Source organism: Rhizohabitans arisaemae, assembly GCF_025996515.1.
GTDB lineage: Bacteria > Actinomycetota > Actinomycetes > Streptosporangiales > Streptosporangiaceae > Rhizohabitans > Rhizohabitans arisaemae.
The window spans coordinates 1,081,847-1,100,593 of record NZ_BLRH01000060.1 but is presented as its reverse complement, the minus strand read 5'-3'; the positions used below and the strand labels follow the sequence as shown (position 1 = coordinate 1,100,593).

At 72.1% G+C, this 18,747-nt stretch carries 15 protein-coding genes and 1 pseudogene; 1 reads left to right on the top strand and 15 read right to left on the bottom strand.

The features are described from left to right. Positions 1–21: 21 nt before the first annotated feature. The 15 genes and pseudogenes from RUR_RS33500 to RUR_RS33435 all read right to left on the bottom strand — a co-directional run bounded on the left by RUR_RS33500 (position 22) and on the right by RUR_RS33435 (position 18,178). Entirely contained in the window at positions 22–1,257 is a 1,236-nt protein-coding gene (locus RUR_RS33500) for an alpha/beta hydrolase family protein (RefSeq protein WP_283139237.1), read from the bottom strand. Between the two features lie 5 nt (positions 1,258–1,262). Beyond that, entirely contained in the window at positions 1,263–1,511 is a 249-nt protein-coding gene (locus RUR_RS33495) for a hypothetical protein (protein ID WP_283139236.1), read from the bottom strand. A 1-nt stretch (position 1,512) separates the two neighbouring features. Continuing rightward, on the bottom strand, positions 1,513–2,100 hold the full coding sequence (locus RUR_RS33490) for a VOC family protein (RefSeq protein ID WP_283139235.1): 588 nt from the start codon (positions 2,098–2,100) through the stop codon (positions 1,513–1,515). A gap of 87 nt (positions 2,101–2,187) precedes the next feature. Next, on the bottom strand, positions 2,188–2,925 hold the full coding sequence (locus RUR_RS33485) for a 3-hydroxyacyl-CoA dehydrogenase family protein (protein WP_283139234.1): 738 nt from the start codon (positions 2,923–2,925) through the stop codon (positions 2,188–2,190). Beyond that, positions 2,922–4,466, bottom strand: a complete 1,545-nt coding sequence (locus RUR_RS33480) for an AMP-binding protein (protein ID WP_283139233.1) — start codon at positions 4,464–4,466, stop codon at positions 2,922–2,924. Before RUR_RS33480 ends, RUR_RS33485 begins: the two co-directional genes overlap by 4 nt. Further along, positions 4,459–5,841 carry an AMP-binding protein gene (locus tag RUR_RS33475; protein ID WP_283139232.1) on the bottom strand — a complete coding sequence of 461 codons (1,383 nt, stop codon included), beginning with the start codon at positions 5,839–5,841 and terminating at the stop codon, positions 4,459–4,461. The genes RUR_RS33480 and RUR_RS33475 overlap by 8 nt, the downstream gene beginning before the upstream one ends. Before the next feature lie 26 nt (positions 5,842–5,867). Next, positions 5,868–6,122 (bottom strand): annotated as a pseudogene (locus RUR_RS36900) (AMP-binding protein); the annotation flags it as partial. A 27-nt stretch (positions 6,123–6,149) separates the two neighbouring features. Continuing rightward, positions 6,150–8,441, bottom strand: a complete 2,292-nt coding sequence (locus tag RUR_RS33470) for a hydantoinase B/oxoprolinase family protein (RefSeq protein ID WP_283139231.1) — start codon at positions 8,439–8,441, stop codon at positions 6,150–6,152. A 17-nt stretch (positions 8,442–8,458) separates the two neighbouring features. Beyond that, positions 8,459–10,558, bottom strand: a complete 2,100-nt coding sequence (locus RUR_RS33465; protein ID WP_283139230.1) for a hydantoinase/oxoprolinase family protein — start codon at positions 10,556–10,558, stop codon at positions 8,459–8,461. 175 nt (positions 10,559–10,733) lie between these two features. Then, entirely contained in the window at positions 10,734–11,390 is a 657-nt protein-coding gene (locus RUR_RS33460; protein ID WP_283139229.1) for a TetR/AcrR family transcriptional regulator, read from the bottom strand. A 99-nt stretch (positions 11,391–11,489) separates the two neighbouring features. Then, a complete protein-coding gene (locus RUR_RS33455; RefSeq protein WP_283139228.1) occupies positions 11,490–12,698 on the bottom strand; it encodes an acetyl-CoA C-acetyltransferase in 1,209 nt (402 codons plus the stop codon). 84 nt (positions 12,699–12,782) lie between these two features. Further along, the gene (locus RUR_RS33450; RefSeq protein WP_283139227.1) at positions 12,783–13,562 is read right to left on the bottom strand and encodes an ABC transporter ATP-binding protein; all 780 of its coding nucleotides are present in this window, start codon (positions 13,560–13,562) and stop codon (positions 12,783–12,785) included. Between the two features lie 139 nt (positions 13,563–13,701). Then, the gene (locus tag RUR_RS33445) at positions 13,702–15,555 is read right to left on the bottom strand and encodes a dipeptide/oligopeptide/nickel ABC transporter permease/ATP-binding protein (RefSeq protein WP_283139226.1); all 1,854 of its coding nucleotides are present in this window, start codon (positions 15,553–15,555) and stop codon (positions 13,702–13,704) included. Next, positions 15,552–16,496 (bottom strand): ABC transporter permease, encoded by a 945-nt coding sequence (locus RUR_RS33440; RefSeq protein ID WP_283139225.1) that lies wholly within the window; start codon positions 16,494–16,496, stop codon positions 15,552–15,554. The genes RUR_RS33445 and RUR_RS33440 overlap by 4 nt, the downstream gene beginning before the upstream one ends. A gap of 56 nt (positions 16,497–16,552) precedes the next feature. Further along, positions 16,553–18,178, bottom strand: coding sequence for an ABC transporter substrate-binding protein (locus RUR_RS33435; protein WP_283139224.1), 1,626 nt, complete (start codon positions 18,176–18,178; stop codon positions 16,553–16,555). Between the two features lie 293 nt (positions 18,179–18,471). Between RUR_RS33435 and RUR_RS33430 the strand changes: the two genes are divergently transcribed. Beyond that, positions 18,472–18,684 carry a chaplin family protein gene (locus tag RUR_RS33430; protein ID WP_283139223.1) on the top strand — a complete coding sequence of 71 codons (213 nt, stop codon included), beginning with the start codon at positions 18,472–18,474 and terminating at the stop codon, positions 18,682–18,684. Positions 18,685–18,747 lie beyond the last annotated feature (63 nt).

Genomic DNA, 18,747 nt, shown 5'->3' with positions numbered 1-18,747 from the left:
CCTTTCCTGTCCTGCTTGGGGTCAGCCGAGCCGGTCGCGCAGCCAGTCGGTGACAACGGTTTTGGCCTGCGCCGGGACCTCGGGTCCGTCGCCGGGGAGGGGGCCGCCGAAATGGTCGCCCCGGATGCGCACATGGCTCTTGTCCGCGGCGCCGAGGGAGTCGGTGATCGCGGCGACCTGGGTGGGAAAAACGCAGTTGTCGCCGGTGTACTCGACCACGATCGTCGGCAGCTTCATCTCCGGCGCGGTCCTGGCCATCTCGGCGTTGCTGCTCAGCCCGGACCAGGTGGACAGCCACGCCTCGGGGGTGGTGCGGCGGCCGAAGCCGGAGAGGCCGTAGTTGACGATGTCGGGCCGGGGGCCGAACACCGAGCCGTACCGCCGGTCGGAGGGGTCCAGGGAGAGGTCGACGGTACGCGGGTCGGCGTCGGTGCGGTGCACGGTGACGACCGGCATGTGGGTGGCGAGCCGCAGGTCGGCGACGTCCCCGGTGCTCTTGTGCCGGGCTCGTGCGGCGAGCCGGGTCTGGATGAGCGCGCGGGCATGGGCGTCGATCCGGGCCACCCGGTCCCGCTGGGCCTGCCGGTAGCGGGCGAGGAACGCCGGGTCGTAGGCGGAGCTCTCCGGCGCCGGGGCGAAGCCGTTGGCGGGGTTGAACGGGTCGAGCGCGGGGTCGGCCGAGAGCGGGTCGTCCTCGTCGGTCACCGACGGGTCGATGCAGCCGAGCAGGAGTGCGCCCTGGCCGGGGTGGGGTGCGAGGTAGGCGACCGCGTCGGGGGCGGGCAGTTCGGCGGTGTCGAGTCCGCTGGGCCGCCCGCCGGGGGTGACCGTGATCCGTTTGGCCGGGTCGCGCAGCGCCTGCTGGACGTAGTACGTGTACAGGCTCGCCCCGCCGGAGTTGCCGAGCGCGGCGATCCGCCCGTACCCGCGGTCGCGCAGGAAGCGCATCCCGGCGGCGACGTCCAGCAGCGCGGTCTCGTGGATCAGCTGCAGGTCGGTGCCCGCGCCCCGGCCTGTCTGCGCCCAGACCGCGAACCCGGCCCGCAGCAGGTGCGGGATGAGGTGGTGCCGGGCGGCGTCGGCGCGGGGGTGCATGACGGTGACGGCGGCGCGGGCTTTCGGCGGCGCGTACAGCCAGCCCCGGGTGGCCGAGCCGTCGGCGGTGAGCAGGAGGTGGGAGGAGATGTCGGTCCCGGCGGGCGGCTGCTCGGGATACCAGTCGCCGCTGAGCGCGGGGGGCCGGCGGACGCTGGTCACCTGGCTCACTCCCCGTCCGGGACGACCCGGATCTGTTCGTCGTCGAAGCGCTCCAGCCGGCCGGTGTAGCCTCCGCCGAGCGCGCTGAACCAGACGGCGTCGACCATGGCGGCGTCGGCCCGCCGTACCGTGATCGGACCCGGGGCGGTCAGCCGGATGTAGCCCGCGCGGCGGGTGAGCTCCAGCTCGTCGGCTACGGCTGCGCCGGCCAGGGGGGAGAACTCGGGGACGTCGAGCACATAGATCGCGGTCATCTCAGTCGTCCTCCTGCCCGGTCTCTTCCGGGGTGGCTTCGTTGTCGAGCTCTTTGGCCACGAGTTCGGCCTTGCGCCGCCAGAAGTCCTCCAGGGTCGCGCCGGTGTCCGCGGTGAGCGAGTCCACCAGGGCTTCCAGGGAGAGTTCGGCGTCGCGCTGATCGCGTTCGGTGAGGTCGCGGAGCGGTCGGGTGATCTCGAAGATCATTCCGTTGGGGTCGCGGACGTAGATCGACTCGATGGTCTCGTGGATGATCTGGGCGATGACCCGGACCCCGTGCTCCTCGAAGCGCCGGCGCCAGGCGAGCAGGTCCTCCTCGGTCTCCACGTGCAGCGCGAGGTGGTAGTTCGGCCGCTCGGCGTCCGGGCCCTCGGGCACCCCGAAGTAGTAGAAGAAGGCGAGCCGGTCGCCCGAGCCGATGTCGAAGAAGAAGTGCACGAAGTCGGGGTGCGGCTTGCCGCCCCAGCCTTTGGCCGTGATGGCGTGCGGGGTGCGCAGCCCGACGACGTCGCGGTAGAAGCGGATGGTCTCGATGGGCTTGGTGGTCACGTAGGCGGCGTGATCCACACCGCGGAGTCGCAACGTCACTTCACCACCTCCTATCTTTCTCGTTAACTATTCTACATAAGTGTCAAATCTCTGGGCATGCGGAGCCCCGGCCGGAAAGCGGTGGGATCAGCCCAGCGAGTCGGTGCCGGACATCTCGAACGGGCCCATCGGCCAGCGGAGCGCGTCCCGCATGATCTGGTCCACCTGGGCCCGGGTGGCGACCCCCTCGGAGACGATCGCCTCCGCCTCGCGCCGTACCGTCGCGTTGATCCGGTTGGCGACGAAGCCCCAGGCCAGCGGCTGGTCGTTCACCGCCACGACCCGGCGGCCACACCCCTCGGCGACCTCGGTCACCAGCTTCAGCGCGTCGGGGTCCACGGAGTCGTGCACGACCAGCTCGGCGCAGCGCATCACCGCGCACGGCTGGAACCAGTGCCAGCCGAACACCCGGCCCGGCCGGTCGGTGGCGTAGGCGAGCGCGGCCACGGAGAGGCCGGCGGTGTTGGACACCAGGACGGCCCCCGCCGGGCTGAGCCGGTCCAGCTCGCGGAAGACCCGGACCTTCAGTCCCATGTCCTCCGGTACGGCCTCCTGCACCAGGTCGGCACCCTCGCACGCCTCGGCCAGGTCGACGACGTAGCTGATCCGCTCCTGCGCGGCCAGGGACTCCGGTTCGGTCAGTTTGCCCCGGGCCACCGCCGAGCGCAGCCCGAACCGGCCGTCCACGATGCGGTCGCGGGCGGCGGTCAGCCGCTCCCAGGTGAGGTCGTGGATGCGCACGGTATGCCCGTGGGCGGCGAAGACCTGGGCGATCTGCGCGCCCATCACCCCGCCGCCGACCACGACGATGGTCTGCGGTTTCATCGGTTCTCCTTAAGGGGACCTTCGACAAGATCAGGCGGTACGGAGGACTCGGCGCCTTCGGCGTGCGCGACCGGGACAAGCCCACGTCGCCGCAGCTTGCCCGCCTCGTCGCGCGGCAGCCGGTCGCGGAACTCCACGCCCCGGGGCACCTTCTCCGCGGAGAGCCGCTCCCGGCAGAACGCGATCAGCTCGGCCGCGCCGGCCTCGACGCTGGCGGCGAGTTTGACCACGGCGTGCACCCGCTGCCCGTACTCCTCGTCCGGCAGGCCCACCACGGCGACGTCGCCCACGGCGGGATGCTCGGAGAGCACGGCCTCGACTTCGGCGGGGTAGACGTTGACCCCGCCAATGTTGATCATGTCGGGCCGCCGGTCCGCGAGATAGAGGTAGCCATCCGCGTCCAGCCACCCCATGTCGCCGACGCTGGTGTATCCGTCGGGGGTGGTTGTGGCCGGTTCGGCGCCGAGGTATTCGTATGTCGGCTCGTCCGTGTGCAGCGCCCGCATGAAGATCTCGCCGACCTCGCCGACCGGGACGTCGGCGCCGCGGTCGTCCAGAATGCGGATACGGGTGTTCTCCCCGCGGCCCACGCTGCCCGGACGGGTCAGCCACTCGCCGCCGGTGATGCGGGTGTTGCCGACCGCCTCGGAGGCACCGAAACGCTCGATGACCCGGTCGGGGCCGAGCCGCTCGATCCAGGCCCGCTTCAACCAGGGCGGGCAGGGCGCCGCCGTGTGAAAGAGGGTCTCCACACTGGATAGGTCGGCGTGCTCGACACCGGGCAGCTTCATGACCCGCTGCATCATGACCGGTGCCATGAACAGGAACCCCACCCGGTGCCGCTCGATCAGGCGGAGGCTGTGCGCCGGGTCGAACCGGTCGGTGAGCACCAGGTGGTGCTCTTCGCACAGGCCGAAGTGGGCCCAGCAGAAGGGCGCGTTGTGGGAGAGCGCCCCGGCTACCAGCTGGGTCTGGCCGTGGCGGAAGCCGAGCGGCGAGCCGACCCCGACGACCTCGCCCGGCCGGTGTGTCCACGGCCGCGGGTCCACGATGACCTTGGGGCGCCCGGTCGAGCCGCCGGAGGCTACCGCCTTGCCGGGATGGGGCACGATCGGGGGGAGCCCCCCGGCGTCCAGGTGCCCGGTCGCGGTGAGCTGCGGGGTACCCAGGAAGACCGTGCCCGGCGCACCCTCCCACTCGTCGGCCGCCACGATCACCGGCCGGACCAGGTCGAGGAAGGCCGCCTGCTCCCGGGGCGTGAGCGAGGGCTTGAGCGGCAGCACCATCGCGCCGGCCTTCCAGGCGCCGATCGAGACGAGGAAGTGCGCGGGCCCGTTGCGCAGCGCCACCACCACCGTGGTGCCCGGCCCGGCGCCGTGGGAGGCGAGCAGCCGGGCCGCGCGGTTGGACTCGGCGTCCAGTTCGGCCCAGGTGTAGACGGACTCAGGACCCGCCACGGGTGCGAAGGTGAGCGCGGGCCGGTCGGGCGAGGAGCGGGCGATCAGCGTGATCCGGGTGCCGAACCCCACCGCCTCAGCCATCCACGGCTTCCTTCTCCAGCGTCTCGGCGATCAGGGTCCGCAGATCGCGCTTGGAGACCTTGCCGACCTTGGTCCGCGGCAGGTCGTCCACGATCTCGACCCGTTCGGGGAGCTTGAACTTGGCCAGCCCCTCCGCGAGCAGGAACTCGCCAAGTTCGGCGACGGTCGGCGTGTGGTCGCCGGACGGCCGTACGAACGCACACACCCGCTCCCCGAGCAGCCGGTCGGGCATGCCCACCACCGACACCTCGGCGATCGCCGGATGCCGGACCAGCAGGGCCTCCAGCTCATCGGCGTGGATCTTCTCCCCGCCCCGGCTGATGTTGTCGGTGATCCGGCCCTCGTGGGAGTAGTAGACGACCCCCTCGATCACGTGGGCGCGGGTCAGGTCGCCGGTGCGGTAGAAGCCGTCGGAGGTGAAGGCGTCCCGGTTGCGGTCGGGCGCGCGGAAGTACCCGTGGATCGTGTACGGCCCTCGGGCGGCCAGCTCACCGATCTCGCCCACCGACACCTCGTCCTCGGTCCCGGGGACGAGCACCCGGATCTCGTCGAGCGGGGAGAGCGGGGCGCCGCAAGTGGACTTGCGGGCCTGCTCGGGGGCGTCGTCGGGGGCGGTGAGGAAGATCCCCTCACCCGCGCCGAAGAGCGGCACCACCGTGCAGCCGAACAGCCGCTCGGCCTGGTCGCCGGCCGAGGCCACGGACGGGGCGAAGAAGACCCGGCGGAGCGAGGAGAAGTCGAAGCGGTCCGCGTCGGGATGCTCGACGATCCGGGTCATCAGGCCGATGCCCATCATGGTGTCGGTGACCCGCTCGGCGGCGATCGCCTCGGCGAAGAGCGTCACGTCGATCCGCGGCACCAGGACCACGGTCGCCCCGGTCAGGTGGGCGGACTGCACGGAGACCACGATGCCCGCGTTGTGCATCATCGGGGTGGCGTGCAGCACCACGGTCCCCGGGCCCCAGCCCCAGGACTGCGCCCACGCCCGGGCGTTGTAGGCGTACTCGCAGTGCAGCCGGGGGATCACCTTGGGGTCCCCGGTGGTGCCGCCGGACAGCTGGAACACGCCCACCGACTCCGGGTCGGACGGCCAGGAGCGGGTCTGCTCCGCCGCGTCCCCGGGGTCGACCGAGGCGAGCAGCTCCTCGTAGGAGTGCTGCCCTTCCCGCGCCTTGGCCGGGTCGCCGAAGACCACGACCGCGGCGATGCTCTCGTGCTCGGCGGCGAGCCCGGCGGCGAAGCCCGGCAGGTCGTAGTCGCGGAAGGCGGCCTCGACCAGGTGGGCGCGGGCGCCGGTGTGCCGGATGAGGTAGCCGATCTCCCGGGCCCGATGCTGGGCCAGGGAGCAGATCGGGATGAGTCCGGCGCGGAGCACCCCGTAGTAGGCGCGACGACGGTGTGGACCTCGTTGGCGAGCTGGAAGACCACCGGGTCGCCGGGCCGGAGCCCGAGGCGGCGCAGGGCCACCGCGAACCGGTCGGCCCGCAGATCCAGCTCGCGGTAGGTGATCCGTTCGGTCGCGGTGATCACGGCGGTGACGTCCGGCCAGGTCTCGGCGGAGCGGCGCAGCTCACCGTCGATGGTGTACGGCTGCCAGAGACCGGCCTCGCGGTAGGCGCGGGCCAGGTCGCCGGGGTAGGGGATGACGTCGGTCATGGAACCTCCGGGGCGAAAACCCCTGGTCTACACGGGTGCACGGTCGAGGAGGACGGGCTGGTCGGCGGGGACGACCTGGGTGAGCAGGGCGGTGTAGCAGCAGGGGCAGTAGAACTGGCGGAACTCGATGGCGGCGTCCACGTAGACGCCCGGGTCGGGCCAGGCGGTGGGCCCGGCCTCGGCCGGAGGTCCGGTACGGCGCGGCAGCCTGGCCAGGTAGTTCTCGCCCCACAAGCCGAGCGCTTGGTCGCAGTGGGCGCAGACCACCGCCTGCCCGCCGTCCGGGGTGGGCGCGAGCCGGAGGTTGTCGTCGAGCAGACGGCGTTCCCCGGGGACGACACGCACCGGCGGGGAGGCGGGCGGGGAGACGGCCAGCTCGCGGCGGCGGGCGCGGAGGAGCTCGCGCTCCTTCTCCGTGGCCGTCAGGTCGGCGGAGCCGTCTGTAAGGAGCACCACGCCGTACAGGGTGAGCGCGGCCTCGCCGGACACCTTGGCGTCGGCGACGTCCCGGGCGACGGCGTGCGGGTCCCGCAGGACCGGGTCGCCGTAGCCGCCGCCGGCCGTCCAGCGCAGCACCATGGCGCTGTCGGGGTGGACGGGCAGCTCGTCGTGGGACTGGACGACGCATCGGCTGTCCCCGAGCTCGTCGACGCTCCCGGGGATCCGTCCGGCTGCGAGGGCGGCGCGGGCTCCGGTGTCGTGGACCACCAGGTCGAGCTGGGTGCCGCCGGGGTAGCCGCCCGCGAGCCCCGGGCTCATCGAGGCGGCTTTGCCGGATCCGGTGAACATCGCGGTCATGGAGCGGACGCCGTACGGGATGACGCAGGCGGAGCCGCTGAGACCGCCGCGCTGCCGTCCGGCGCCGCCGGTGTCGGTCTCCTCCCTGCGCCACAGGTAGAGCAGCGGCTGGGTGAGCTCGGTCATCTCCACGTCGGGCGCGCGGCCCATCGGGATGACGAAGAGCCCGGCGGTGTCGACGCCGTCGGATTCGGCTTGAGCGCCGTACCCGGAGGCCATCGTGTCGGCGAGCCCGCCGAGGAACGGCCGGCCGTGGTCGTCGACCCCGGTGAAGATGCAGCCGTCGTAGGTGCCGGCGCAGACCGACTGGACCCGGGGCCGGGACTCCACGGTGGTGTCGAGCATCTTGCCGAGGCATTCGGCGACGAGGTTGGCGGTGGCCCAGGCGGGGCCGACCGGGGCTTTGGCGACGGCGGCGGGGAAGGAGGCGTTGTTGATGGTGCCTTCCTCGCTGATCAGGTCGAAGCAGCGCATCAGTCCGCCCGCGGCCCAGGGGATGTCCCCGGCGAGCACCGGGAGCAGGGCGAACATCACCCCGGCCCGCATGCCCGAGTACGGGCAGTTGATCATGCCTTGCTGCGGGTCGGTCCCGGTGAAGTCGAAGGTGAGATGGTCACCGATCTTGGTCATCCGCAGCTCGATCTTGTGCAGGCCGCGGTCGCCCAGCCGGGACTGCTCCTGGTAGCCGATCGCGTGCCAGGTGCCGTCGGGCAGCGCGGCCAGCTTGGCCCGCAGCCGCCGTTCGGCGTCGTCCATCATGCGCTTCATCACGGCCTTGACCAGGTCGGGGCCGTACTTGCCGATCAGGGTGGCGATGCGGTCCACGGCGAGCCGGTTGGCGCCGATCTTGGCCCGCAGGTCGAGCCCCACCATCTCCGGGACCCGCGAGCGGCGCAGGTAGGCGTCGACCACGTCGTCCTGGAGCTCGCCGCCCCGCACGATCTTGATGGGCGGGGTCGGCACGGCCTCGGAGAAGACGTCCGTCGCGGTCGGCGAGAACGAGCCGGGTGCGCTGCCGCCCAGGTCGGCGACGTGGCAGATCGCGGTGGCCCAGCCGAAGAGCAGCCCGTCGTGGAATATCGGGGCGAGCACCGCCACGTCGTTCTGGTGTAGGCCGCCGCCTACCCAGGGGTCGTTGCAGAGGAACATGTCGCCCTCGTCGATCCCCGGGCTGGCGCTGCGGTTGATCAGAGTCCAGTAGACGGCGAGGTCCATCGAGGCGACCAGTCCGGTGTTGAACAGTCCGACCTGGACCTCCTGCCCGAACTCGTCGCCGATGGTGAAGTCGAAGTCGTTCACCTCGGTGACCGAGGTGGAGCCGGACATGCGCTTGAGCGTGTCGCCCATCTCGTCGGTGATCGACCAGATGCGGTGCCGGATCACCTCGTAGGTGAGCGGGTCGATCCCGTCGATCGCCTCCTGCGTCACGGTGTGCAGCCGGAGCTTGGGCGAGATGGCGCGGCGCAGCTCGTCGAGCGGCATCGGGCGGCCGGCGAACCGGTCGGAGAATGCGGCGGGCACGTGATCCCTCCTAGTGTTCAGGCGAGCCGGATGGCGAGGTTGCCGAAGCGGTCGATCGTGCCCTCGGCGCCGGACGGGACGACCACCGTGGTGGTCGGCACCTCGACGATCGCCGGACCGGTGATGACGTGGCCCGGGCCGAGCGCCCGGTAGTCGTAGACGGCGGTGTCGGCCCAGCCGTACCGCAGGTCCAGGAAGACCGGGCGGCTTCCTTTGCGCGCGTCCTCCACCCGGCCGGCCGGTTTGGGCAGCACCGGCAGGTCCGGGTCGACCGGGAGCGTGCCGACCCCGTGCACCCGGTAGGTGATCACCTGGATCCCCGCCTCCCGGTAGCCGGTCCCCGGGCCGAATTGCCGGGCGTACTGGGCCTCGAACGCGTCGCCGATGCCTGCGACCGCAGCCTCGTCGAAGTCGCCGTCGGCCACCGGGGTGGTGACCTCGGAGATCTGCGGGCCGTACCGGGCGTCCACCTCGCGGCGGAGGCTCACCGAGGCGAAGTCGATCTCCTGGTCGGCGAGTGCGGTACGGACCCGGTCGGCGAGGGCGTCGAAGTTGGCCTGGACCCGTGCGGGGTCGAGCGGCAGCGGGGCCGGGTCGCTCAGTTCGGCTGAGACGGTGACGGCGCTCGCCGCCAGGCCGTACGCGGAGAACACCCCGGCGGTCGGCCCGAGCGGGACGACCAGCTCCCGCGCGCCGAGTTCGGCGGCGTAGGCGAAGCTGTGCATGGGCCCGGCACCGCCGAAGGCATACACGACGAAGTCCCGCGGGTCGTGCCCGGCCTCCACCACGACCTTGCGGGCCAGATCGCCGGTCTGCCCGTTCTGTACGGCGAAGACCGCGGCGGCGGCGTCCCGCACGGCCAGGCCGAGCGGGCGGCCGACGTGCTCAAGCAGCGCCTTCTCCGCCAGGTCCCGGGAGAGGGGCTGTCTGCCGCCGAGGAAGAAGTCCGGGTTGAGGATGCCTGTCACCAGGTCGGCGTCGGTGACCGTGGGCATCGTGCCGCCCAGGCCGTAGCAGGCGGGTCCCGGGCTGGCCCCGGCGCTCTCCGGCCCGACCCGCAGGTTCCCGCCCCGGTCCACCGAGGCGATGGCGCCGCCTCCGGAGCCGATCGCGTGCACCCGCAGCGCGGGCGTGTTCAGCGGATGCTGACCCAGCACCGTCCCGGAGGTGGAGATCGGCCGGCCGTCCACGATCAGGCCCACCAGGAAGGTGGTGCCGCCCACGTCGGTGGAGACCACGTTGGGGTGACCGAGCTGCTCGGCGAGCCTGGCCGCGCCGACCACCCCGCCGGTGAGCACCGAGCCGACCGTGGTGATCGCCACCTCGGGTGCCCGGCGGGCCGAGACCGTGCCGCCCGAGCCCTGCATGACCAGCAGCGGCCCGGCGAGTTTTCTGGCGCGGAGCCTGGCCTCCAGCGGGTCGAGGTAGGCCCGGAGCGTCGGGCCGACCTGCGCGTTCATGATCGTGGTGGCCGCTCGGGCGAACTCGCGGATACGCGGGGTGAGCTCGCTGGAGAGGGTGACGTAGAGCCCGGGCGCCTCCTCGGCGGCGAGCTCGCGGATCCGCAGTTCGTGGGCCTGGTTCCGGAACGACCACAGTAGGCTGACCGCGAGGGCGTCCACCCCCAGGGCGACGAGCTCGCGCAGGTGGGTGCGGACCTCCTGCTCGTCCAGCGTCACCACGACCTTGCCGTCGCGGTCGATCCGCTCGGTGACCTCCCGGCGCAGCGATCGGGGCACGAGCGGCTCCGGCTTGCGGGTGCGCAGGGTGTCCTGTGCCTCGTGCGGGGAGAGCCCGAGGTAGCGGCCTTCGACGTTCATGATGGTGATCGCGTCGCCGTGCCCCCTCGTGGTGAGGAAGCCGACGGTCGCCACGTTCCCGGTGACCAGCGCGTTGAGCGCGGCGGTGGTGCCGTGCGCCACATGGCTGGTCCGGGCGAGCAGCTCCTCGGTGCTCAGGCCGGCCTGTTCGGCCAGCAGATCCAGGGCGTTCTCAAAGCCGCGTGCGAAGTCGGGCGGTGTCGACGGGGTCTTCGCGGTGTACAGCGCGCCGGAGGGGTCCGCCGCGACCGCGTCGGTGAAGGTCCCCCCGACGTCCAGGCCGATCACGTATGTCACGCCCGCCTGCCTTCCTGGCCGGGTGGCCGCCATCACATTCTGACGTCAACGAAAACTATTCGAAGCATGCGTCAAAGTCAATGGTAGACAGGTCTCTCATATGCGCATAAAAGCTGACAAATGGGTAGTGCCACCACCGGATGGTGATGGCACTGCTGAAAAGGGCCGGAACGGGTCAGTCGCCGGCGGCGATGAGGCGTTCCAGATGGGTGAGATCCTCACGGAGCAGGGCGACCGCGCCCGCGATGCCCTTGGCGGGGGTACGGTCCTCGGCGCGGAGCAGACCGCGGGAGACCAGGGAATACATCTCCTCGGCGATCTCCTCGGGGGTGTTTGGGCCCTCCGGGTTGTACCACCAGGCGATCCAGTTGATCATGCCGATGATGGAGAACGCCACGACCCGCTCGTTGACCGGGCGGAACTCCCCGGAGCGAACGCCGTCGGCGATGATGCCGCGGAGCTCGTCCAGGATGCGGCCCTTGCTGGCGTTGTGCTCCTCCAGGATCGCCGGGGGCAGGTCGGCCTCGCTCCGCTCCAGGAGGCGGAAGCGCACCGGGCTCTCGGCGACCCGGGCGGCGGTGGCGGTCACCACCGTGTGCAGCTTCTCGGCCGAGGTGAGGTCGGTGCGCTCCCGGAGCTTGCGCAGTTCCTGCGAGCCGACCCCGGTGATCCCACGCACCAGCTCTCTGAGCAGGGTCTCCTTGCTGTCGAAGTAGTAGTAGAGGGCCGGCCTGGTCATGCCCATGGCCTCGGCGACGTCCCGCAGGCTGGTGCCGGCGAATCCCCGCTCGGCGAAGAGCACGGCCGCCTTCTCCAGCACGGTGTTGCTCATGAGCTCCTTGCGCGAGCTGGGTTTGGTCAACAGGGGTGCCTTCCGACGCGCCTTTACGGATAGGTCCAATAGTTTACGGCAGCAGCAACATCCGGTCGGCTAGAACCGTTCGACCACCATCGCCATGCCCTGGCCGCCGCCCACGCACATGGTGACCAGCCCGACGGTGCCGTCGGTCTCGCGGAGCGCGTGCAGGACCGTCCCCACCATACGCGCGCCCGTCATCCCCGGCGGGTGACCCATCGCGATCGCACCGCCGTACACGTTCAACCGCCCCTCCTCCACCCTCAGGTCCTCGGCACACGGGATCACCTGCGCCGCGAACGCCTCGTTCAGCTCCACGAGATCCACATCCCCGATGGACATCCCGGCCCGGGCCAGCGCCCGCCGGGACGCCTCCACCGGTCCGAGGCCCATGATCTCCGGGCTGAGCGCGGACAGACCGGTGGAGACGACCCGGCCGAGCGGCGGGATGCCCAGCTCGGCCGCGCGGCGATCGGACATCACCACCAGGGCCGCCGCGCCGTCGTTCACCGGGCAGGCGTTGCCCGCGGTGACCCGGCCGCCCGGATGAAGCACCGGCTTCAGCGCGGCCAGCGCCTCCGGGGTGACCCCCCGGCGCGGGCCGTCGTCACGGGTGGCCAAGGTGCCGTCGGGCAGCCGGATCGGGGTGATCTCCGAGCTCCAGAACCCCTCGGCCTCCGCCGCCCGGGTCTGCGACCGCAGCGCGAAGGCGTCCATCGCCTCCCTGGACACCCCCCGGAGCCCGGCCACGTACTCGGCCGTCTGCATCATCGCCAGATAGGCGTCCGGCAGCTCCCCGAGCAGGCGCGGATCGCCCCAGCCGAACCCGCCTTCCGCCCGATGCCGCGCGGTACGGTCCGCCGCCGCCCGATAGCGCGGGTTCGGCTCCCCCGAAGCCTCCGCACTGCCGTGCACGTAGCGGCTCGCCGTCTCCACACCCGCCGCCACGAAGGCGTCCCCCTCGCCCGCCCGGATCGCGTGCGCCGCCATCCGCAGGGCCTGCAGGCTGGACGCGCAGTGCCGGGTCACCGTGGTGCCCGGCAGGCCGTCCAGGCCCATCAGCACCGCGACCATCCTGGCCAGGTTCCACCCCTGCTCACCGCCGGGGCTGCCGCAGCCGAGCACCAGATCGTCCAGCTCGGCCGGATCCAGCTGCGGCACCTTCGCCAGGGCCGCCGACACCACCGCGGCGGTGAGCTCGTCGGCCCGCATCTCCCGCAGGCACCCTTTGACCGCACGCCCGATCGGCGAACGCGCCGCCGAGACGATGACCGCCTCCGTCATGCTTCCTCCTGAATAGTCAGTTCTGTACGGCCTGGTACGGCGCCAGGCGCCGGCCCGCGGGCCGGGCGGTGCGGGCCGCCATGATCACCCCGGCTCCCGGGACTCGTTCCGTACGGCACGGGGCGCGGGGTCCACCGCGTCGAGCAGCGCCCGGGTGTGGGGGTGGCCGGGGGAGGCGAACACCGACTCGCAGGGACCTTGCTCGACGCACTCGCCCTGATACATCACCACCACCGAGTCGCACAGGTAGCGGACGATCGGCAGGTCGTGCGCGATGACCAGGAAGGCCGTGTTCAGCTCCGACCGCAGTGCGCGGAGCAGGTTGAGGATGAGCGCCTGGACCGAGACGTCCAGGGCCGAGGTGACCTCGTCGAGCACGAGCGTCCTCGGCTTGGCCGCCAGCGCCCGGGCGATCGCCACCCGCTGCCGCTGGCCGCCCGAGAGCTGATGCGGGTAGGCGCCGAGCAGGCCGGGCGGGAGCCCGACGAGGTCCAGGGAGTCGGCGCCCGCGCTCCGGCCGGTCTCGCCCGCCCGCCCGGCCGCTTCGGCGAGTGTGGCGGCGATGGTCATCCGCGGGTTGAGCGAGCCGTAGGGGTCCTGGAACACCATCTGGATGTCGGGGATCGGCTTCGACCGCCGCCCGGCGGCCCGGAGCGGCACCCCGTCCCTGCGGATCTCGCCCGCCGACAGCGGGACCATCCCGGTGATGGCGCGGGCCAGGGTGGACTTGCCGGAGCCCGACTCGCCCACCACCCCGACCGACCCGCCTTCCGGCACCTCCAGGTCCACCCCGCGCACCGCGACCGAGGCGTTCCGGCCCCGCCCGTACCGCACCGACACCCCACGCAGCTCAAGCCCGCTCACGCGGACCCCTCGAAATCCCGTGTCCCCCTGATCGTTGTGCGGTGTGCCCCTTCCGGGGTGCGCACAGTGCAACGATCATGAATGGCTGTGGGCTTGCGCTGACCCTGATAGATGGACATGTCGCATACTTCCGGTCTGCTCATGCGGAACTCCTCTCGGCCACCCAGCAGGCGACGACGCGGCCGTCGCCGAGGTCGCGCCGTGTCGGCCGTACCGAACGGCACTGTTCTTGCGCCTGGGAACAGCGCAGGGCGAACGCGCACCCCGCGGTGATCTCGCCGGGCCTGGGGGGACGGCCGTCGAGGGCGGGGACCGGGGCGTCCAGCGGGGTGGTCATGGTGAGGGAGCTGCCGATCAGGGCCTGGGTGTACGGGTGCCGCGGGTCCGTCATCACCGCGGCGGTCGGCCCCTCCTCCACGATCCGGCCCGCGTACATGACGGCGATCCGGTCGCAGAGCCCGCCCACCACCGCCAGGTCGTGCGAGACCAGCACGATCGCGGTGCCGTGGCGGGCGTTCACCTCGTGCAGGAGCCGGAGCACGCCGCTGCGCAGGGTGTTGTCCAGCGCGGTCGTCGGTTCGTCGGCGAGCAGCAGATCCGGCCCGGCCGCCAGGCCCATGGCGATCGTCACCCGCTGCCGCTGGCCGCCGGAGAGCTGGTGCGGGTACTGGCGCAGCCGCCGCTCCGGTTCGGGGATGCGCACATCGCGCAGACCGGCGAGGGCGAGCCGGGTGGCCTGCGCCCGGCTGAGGCCGCGGTGCCTGCGGGGGCCTTCGGTGAGCTGCACACCGAGCCGCAGTGCCGGGTTGAGGGAGGCCGCGGGGTTCTGGAACACCAGGGCGAGCCGGGTGCCGAGGACGCCGTCGAGCCGCTTGGACGGCGGCTCGCGCAGGTCGCAGCCGTCGAGGACGAGCATGTTCGCGTCGGCGGTCACCGGGTGGGGGAGCAGGCGGGCGAGGGCGAGCATCGTCAGCGACTTGCCGGAGCCCGACTCCCCGACCAGGCCGACGATCTCGCCTCGCCCGACCCGCAGGTCCACCTCCGACACGATCTCCGGTGAGTCCGGCGTGCCGTCGGCCGTGACGGTCAGGCCGCGGACGTCGAGGAGGGCGGACGGGTCGGCCTGGGCGGCGGGGCGCGTGCGGCCTGGACGGCGGGTCCGGCCCGCGGTCCACACCGACGGATTGGCGGCCCGGGCGAGCGCCTCGCCGAACAGGCCGAACGCCAGCCCGGCCAAGGCGATCATGACGGCCGGGGCGATCGCGGCCCACGGGGTGACGTAGAGGTCGCGCAGCCCCTGGGAGAGCATGCCGCCCCAGTCGAAGCCGGGTGGCTGGACGCCCACCCCGAGGAAGCTCAGCGACGACACCACCACCAGGCTCACCCCGGCCACGACCGACAGGCTCACCGCGAGGCTGTCGGCGATGCCCGGCAGGACGTGGCGGAGGAGCACCCGGGTCCTGCCGACGCCGAGCCCCCTCGCCGCGGCCACATAGTCCCGGGCGAGCACGGAGGCCGCCAGGGTCACCGTGATCCGCATGACGCCGGGCGCCCCGGCGATGCCCACGGCCAGCGCCGCGCTCACGGTGGCCGACGGAAGCACCAGTGTCGCCAGGATCGCCGTGAGGATCGCCGGGAAGGCGAGCACGGCGTCCAGGACGCGCAGCCCGGCCGCCCGCGCCCTCGGCCCCGCCACGGCGACCAGCCCCCCGGCCGTCAGGCCGAGAACGGTAGCCGTCAGGGCCGCGACCAGCCCGAGCAGCAGGGAGGTCCGGGTGGCGACGAGGGTTCTGGCGAGCACGTCCCGCCCCAGGCGGTCGGTGCCGAGCGGATGCGCCGAGCCGGGTCCCCGTACGGCGTTCGCGGGGTCCACCGCCACCGCCGCCGGGCCCCACAGCATCGGGGCGACCACGGCCAGCACGACGAGCACGCCCAGCGTCCCGAGCGCGGTCAAAGCCACCGGGGAGGACCGGAAGGCCCGCCGGGCGCTCACGCGGCCACCGTCCTCGCGGCCGGGTCGAGCAGCTTGAGCACGCCCTCCACGCAGGTGTTGACCGTCACGATCGAGACGCCGAGCAGCAGGATCGCCGCCTGCACCACCGGATAGTCGCGGGCGCTCACCGACTGGACGAGCTGGGAGCCCAGCCCGGGCAGCGCGAAGACGTTCTCCACCACCACCGCCCCGCCGAGCAGCCCGGCGAACACCAGGCCGCCCACGGTCAGCGCCGCCGTCAGGGCGTTCGGCAGGACGTGCACGCCGTACACCCGCAGGGTGCTCAGCCGTTTGGCCCTGGCGGCCCGCACGTATTCCGTGGCGAGCACGGTCAGCGTCTCCACCCGGACGATCCGGGAGAGGACCGCGATCGGCGCGAGGCTCACCGCGAGCGTGGGCAGCACCAGCCCGGCCGGGTCGGCGAGTCCCGCGACGGGCAGCCAGCCGAGGCCCACGGCGAACACCAGCGCCAGCAGGGCGCCGACGACGTACTCCGGGATCGCGCCGACCAGGGAGGTACCCATGGCGAACGCGGCCTCGGTGCCGCGTCTCCTGCCGTCGCGGGTGAGCACGCCCATCAGCACACCGAGTGCCACACCGGTGAACATGGTCACCGCGATCCCGGCCAGCGCGAGCTGCAGCGTGACCCCGAGCCGGGAGCCGATCACCTCGGTGACGGGCTCCCCGGTCTGGAAGGAATCGCCGAAGTCCAGCCGGGCCACCTGGCCCGCGTACGCCAGAAACTGCCGGTGGACGGGCTGGTCGAGGCCGAGCTCGTGCCGTACGGCGGCCACCTGTTCGGGGGTGGCGTTCAGCCCGGCGACCCGGACCGCGGGGTCGCCGGGGACCAGGTGCAGCAGGAGGAAGGACGCGACGAGCAGTCCGGCGAGTACACCCGCCGTCACGGCGAGCCTGCGCGCGATCCAGGACAGGGCGGTCATGGGCGCGGCACGTTCGCCGGGGCCGTTTCGCCGAGGGCGTTCATCGGGGCCATCGGTTAGGAACGGACGAGCCGGTGGACGTCGGCCATGGTGCCGCCGCCGGCCAGGCCCGCGGTGACGCCGGACCGGGCGAACCAGTGCGGCTTGAGGTGGACCAGCGGGGTGACGTCGGCGGTTTCGACAACGGCCCGCTGCGCGGTGGCCCAGTGCGCGCATCGCTCCTCGCCCAGGGAGGCCTGCGCCTTGGCCACCGCGGCCTCGAAGGCGGGGTTGGCGATCCCGGCGAAGTTGGCGCCCTTCGGCGGGGCGTCACCGGTCACGAACAGCCCGAGCGCGCCCAGGCTCGGCGCGAGCGGGGTGAACGGGTAGACCGTGACGTCCCAGTCGCCGCCCTTGAAAAGGGTTTCGGCGAACGCGTTCAGCTCGACCAGCCGGAGGTCCACCGTGGCGCCGGTCTTGCGCAGCGCCTCCAGCACGTACTCGAAGCCCGCCGCGTAATCGGTGGAACCGAGGACCTTGAGGGTGAGGGGCTTGCCGTCCTTGGCCGGTTTGCCGTTCTCCGTGTTCCAGCCCGCCTCCCCGAGCGCGCGGGTGACCCCGGCGGGGTCGGCGGTCGTCACCGGCTCCCGCACCTTCGTGTAGCAGGGCACCTCCGGGCTGACCGGGCTCGCCGCCACATCGCCCGCGCCGAAGAACGCGGCCTGGTTGAAGTCGGCCGCCCCGACCGCTCCGGCGAGGGCCTTGCGCAGGCCGGGGTCGGCGCCCGGCCGCCCCTTGGCCTGGTTGAACGCCAGGAAGAAGGACCCGTAGATGGCCTGGGTGACCGGGGTCAGAGACTTGTCGGCCTGGACCCGCGGCAGGTCCGGACCGGCGACCCAGGCCAGATCCAGGTCCCCGGCGGCGAGGAGGTTGGCGGCGGTGCCGTCGTTCTGCACCACCCGGAAGGTGAGCTCGGCGGGGTACTTGCCGGAGGCTCCGGCCGGTCCCCAGGCGTACCCCTGGCGGGCTTTGAGGGTGTAGCTCGCGCCCCTGGTCGTCGCGCCGAGCGTGTACGGGCCGCTGCCGGCCGGGGTGGCGGCGAGTTTTTCGGGGTCGGCGAGGCCCTCGGGGCAGACGATCGAGGCCATCGGCTGGGCGAGACCGATCAGCAGGTCGCTGTAGGGCTTGTTCGTCTTCACGGTCACCGTGCGCGCCGCGTCGTCGGCGTCCACGGTGTATCCGGCGTTGCCGAAGACCAGGTTGGCGTACGGCGCCGCGGTCTCCTTCGCACCGAGCCGCCGCAGCGACTCCGCCACGTTCGAGGGGGTCAGCGCCGTCCCGTTCGCGCAGGTCACCCCGGTACGCAGGGTGAGCGTGACGGTGTCGGGGGTCTGCTTCCAGGATTCGGCGAGGTAGGGGACGACCTTGTCGCCGTCCACGGCCACCAGCCGGTCGTAGAGCGCGGTGACGAGCTGGTAGCCGTTGGTCGTCCGGGTTTTGGCCGGGTCGAGCGAGTCCCAGTCGGAGTTGAGCCGCGCGACGACCCCGGCGTCGCCGGGCCCGCTCGTCTTCCCGGCGGAACCGCCCGTGCCGCAGGCGGTCGCGGTGAGCGCCAGCGTGACGGCCACGCCGAGGATGCCGCGGAGTCGGGGACGGTGGGAGGGACGGGGGTGCGGGGCATGGAGGCCGAGGTCAACGGGCATAGGAGCCACCACCTGAAATCTCAACAGAAGCGTCAAATAATGCACGCTAACGTCAGATCAAGAGGTGCGTCAATATATCGACATATGTGTAAATATCCCAGGTGGCGACGGTCGCCAATGCCGATGTGTGTACCAGTAGTGATTCTTTGACTACTCTAGGTCGCCGATTTGCGCTAGCGTTCCTCTCTGTCGGCGGCTGCGGCTGGTCCTTTCCCGGGTGGATCGTCCGATTCCGGCCGCCGTGTTGGAGCACGATCTCGTCTGACCGTGAGTACAGAAAAGGAGCACGTTCCGTGCTGAAGACAATCGGAGCCGCGTTCGCCGTCGCCGGGTTGCTGCTGATCGCCGGACCGGCGCACGCGCATCACACCGACGGGGGACACGGAGTGCTCTCCGGGAACCAGGTCATCGCCCCGCTCGAGATCCCGATCAACGTCTGCGGGAACGCCGTCCCCGTGCTCGGCATCGGCATCGCCGGCTGCGCGGGCGGGGCCACCACGCGCTGAGGCTTTCCTCCCTTGAGCATCCCGGTGATGAGGGCGCCGTGGACGCTCACGAGCAGGCGCCGG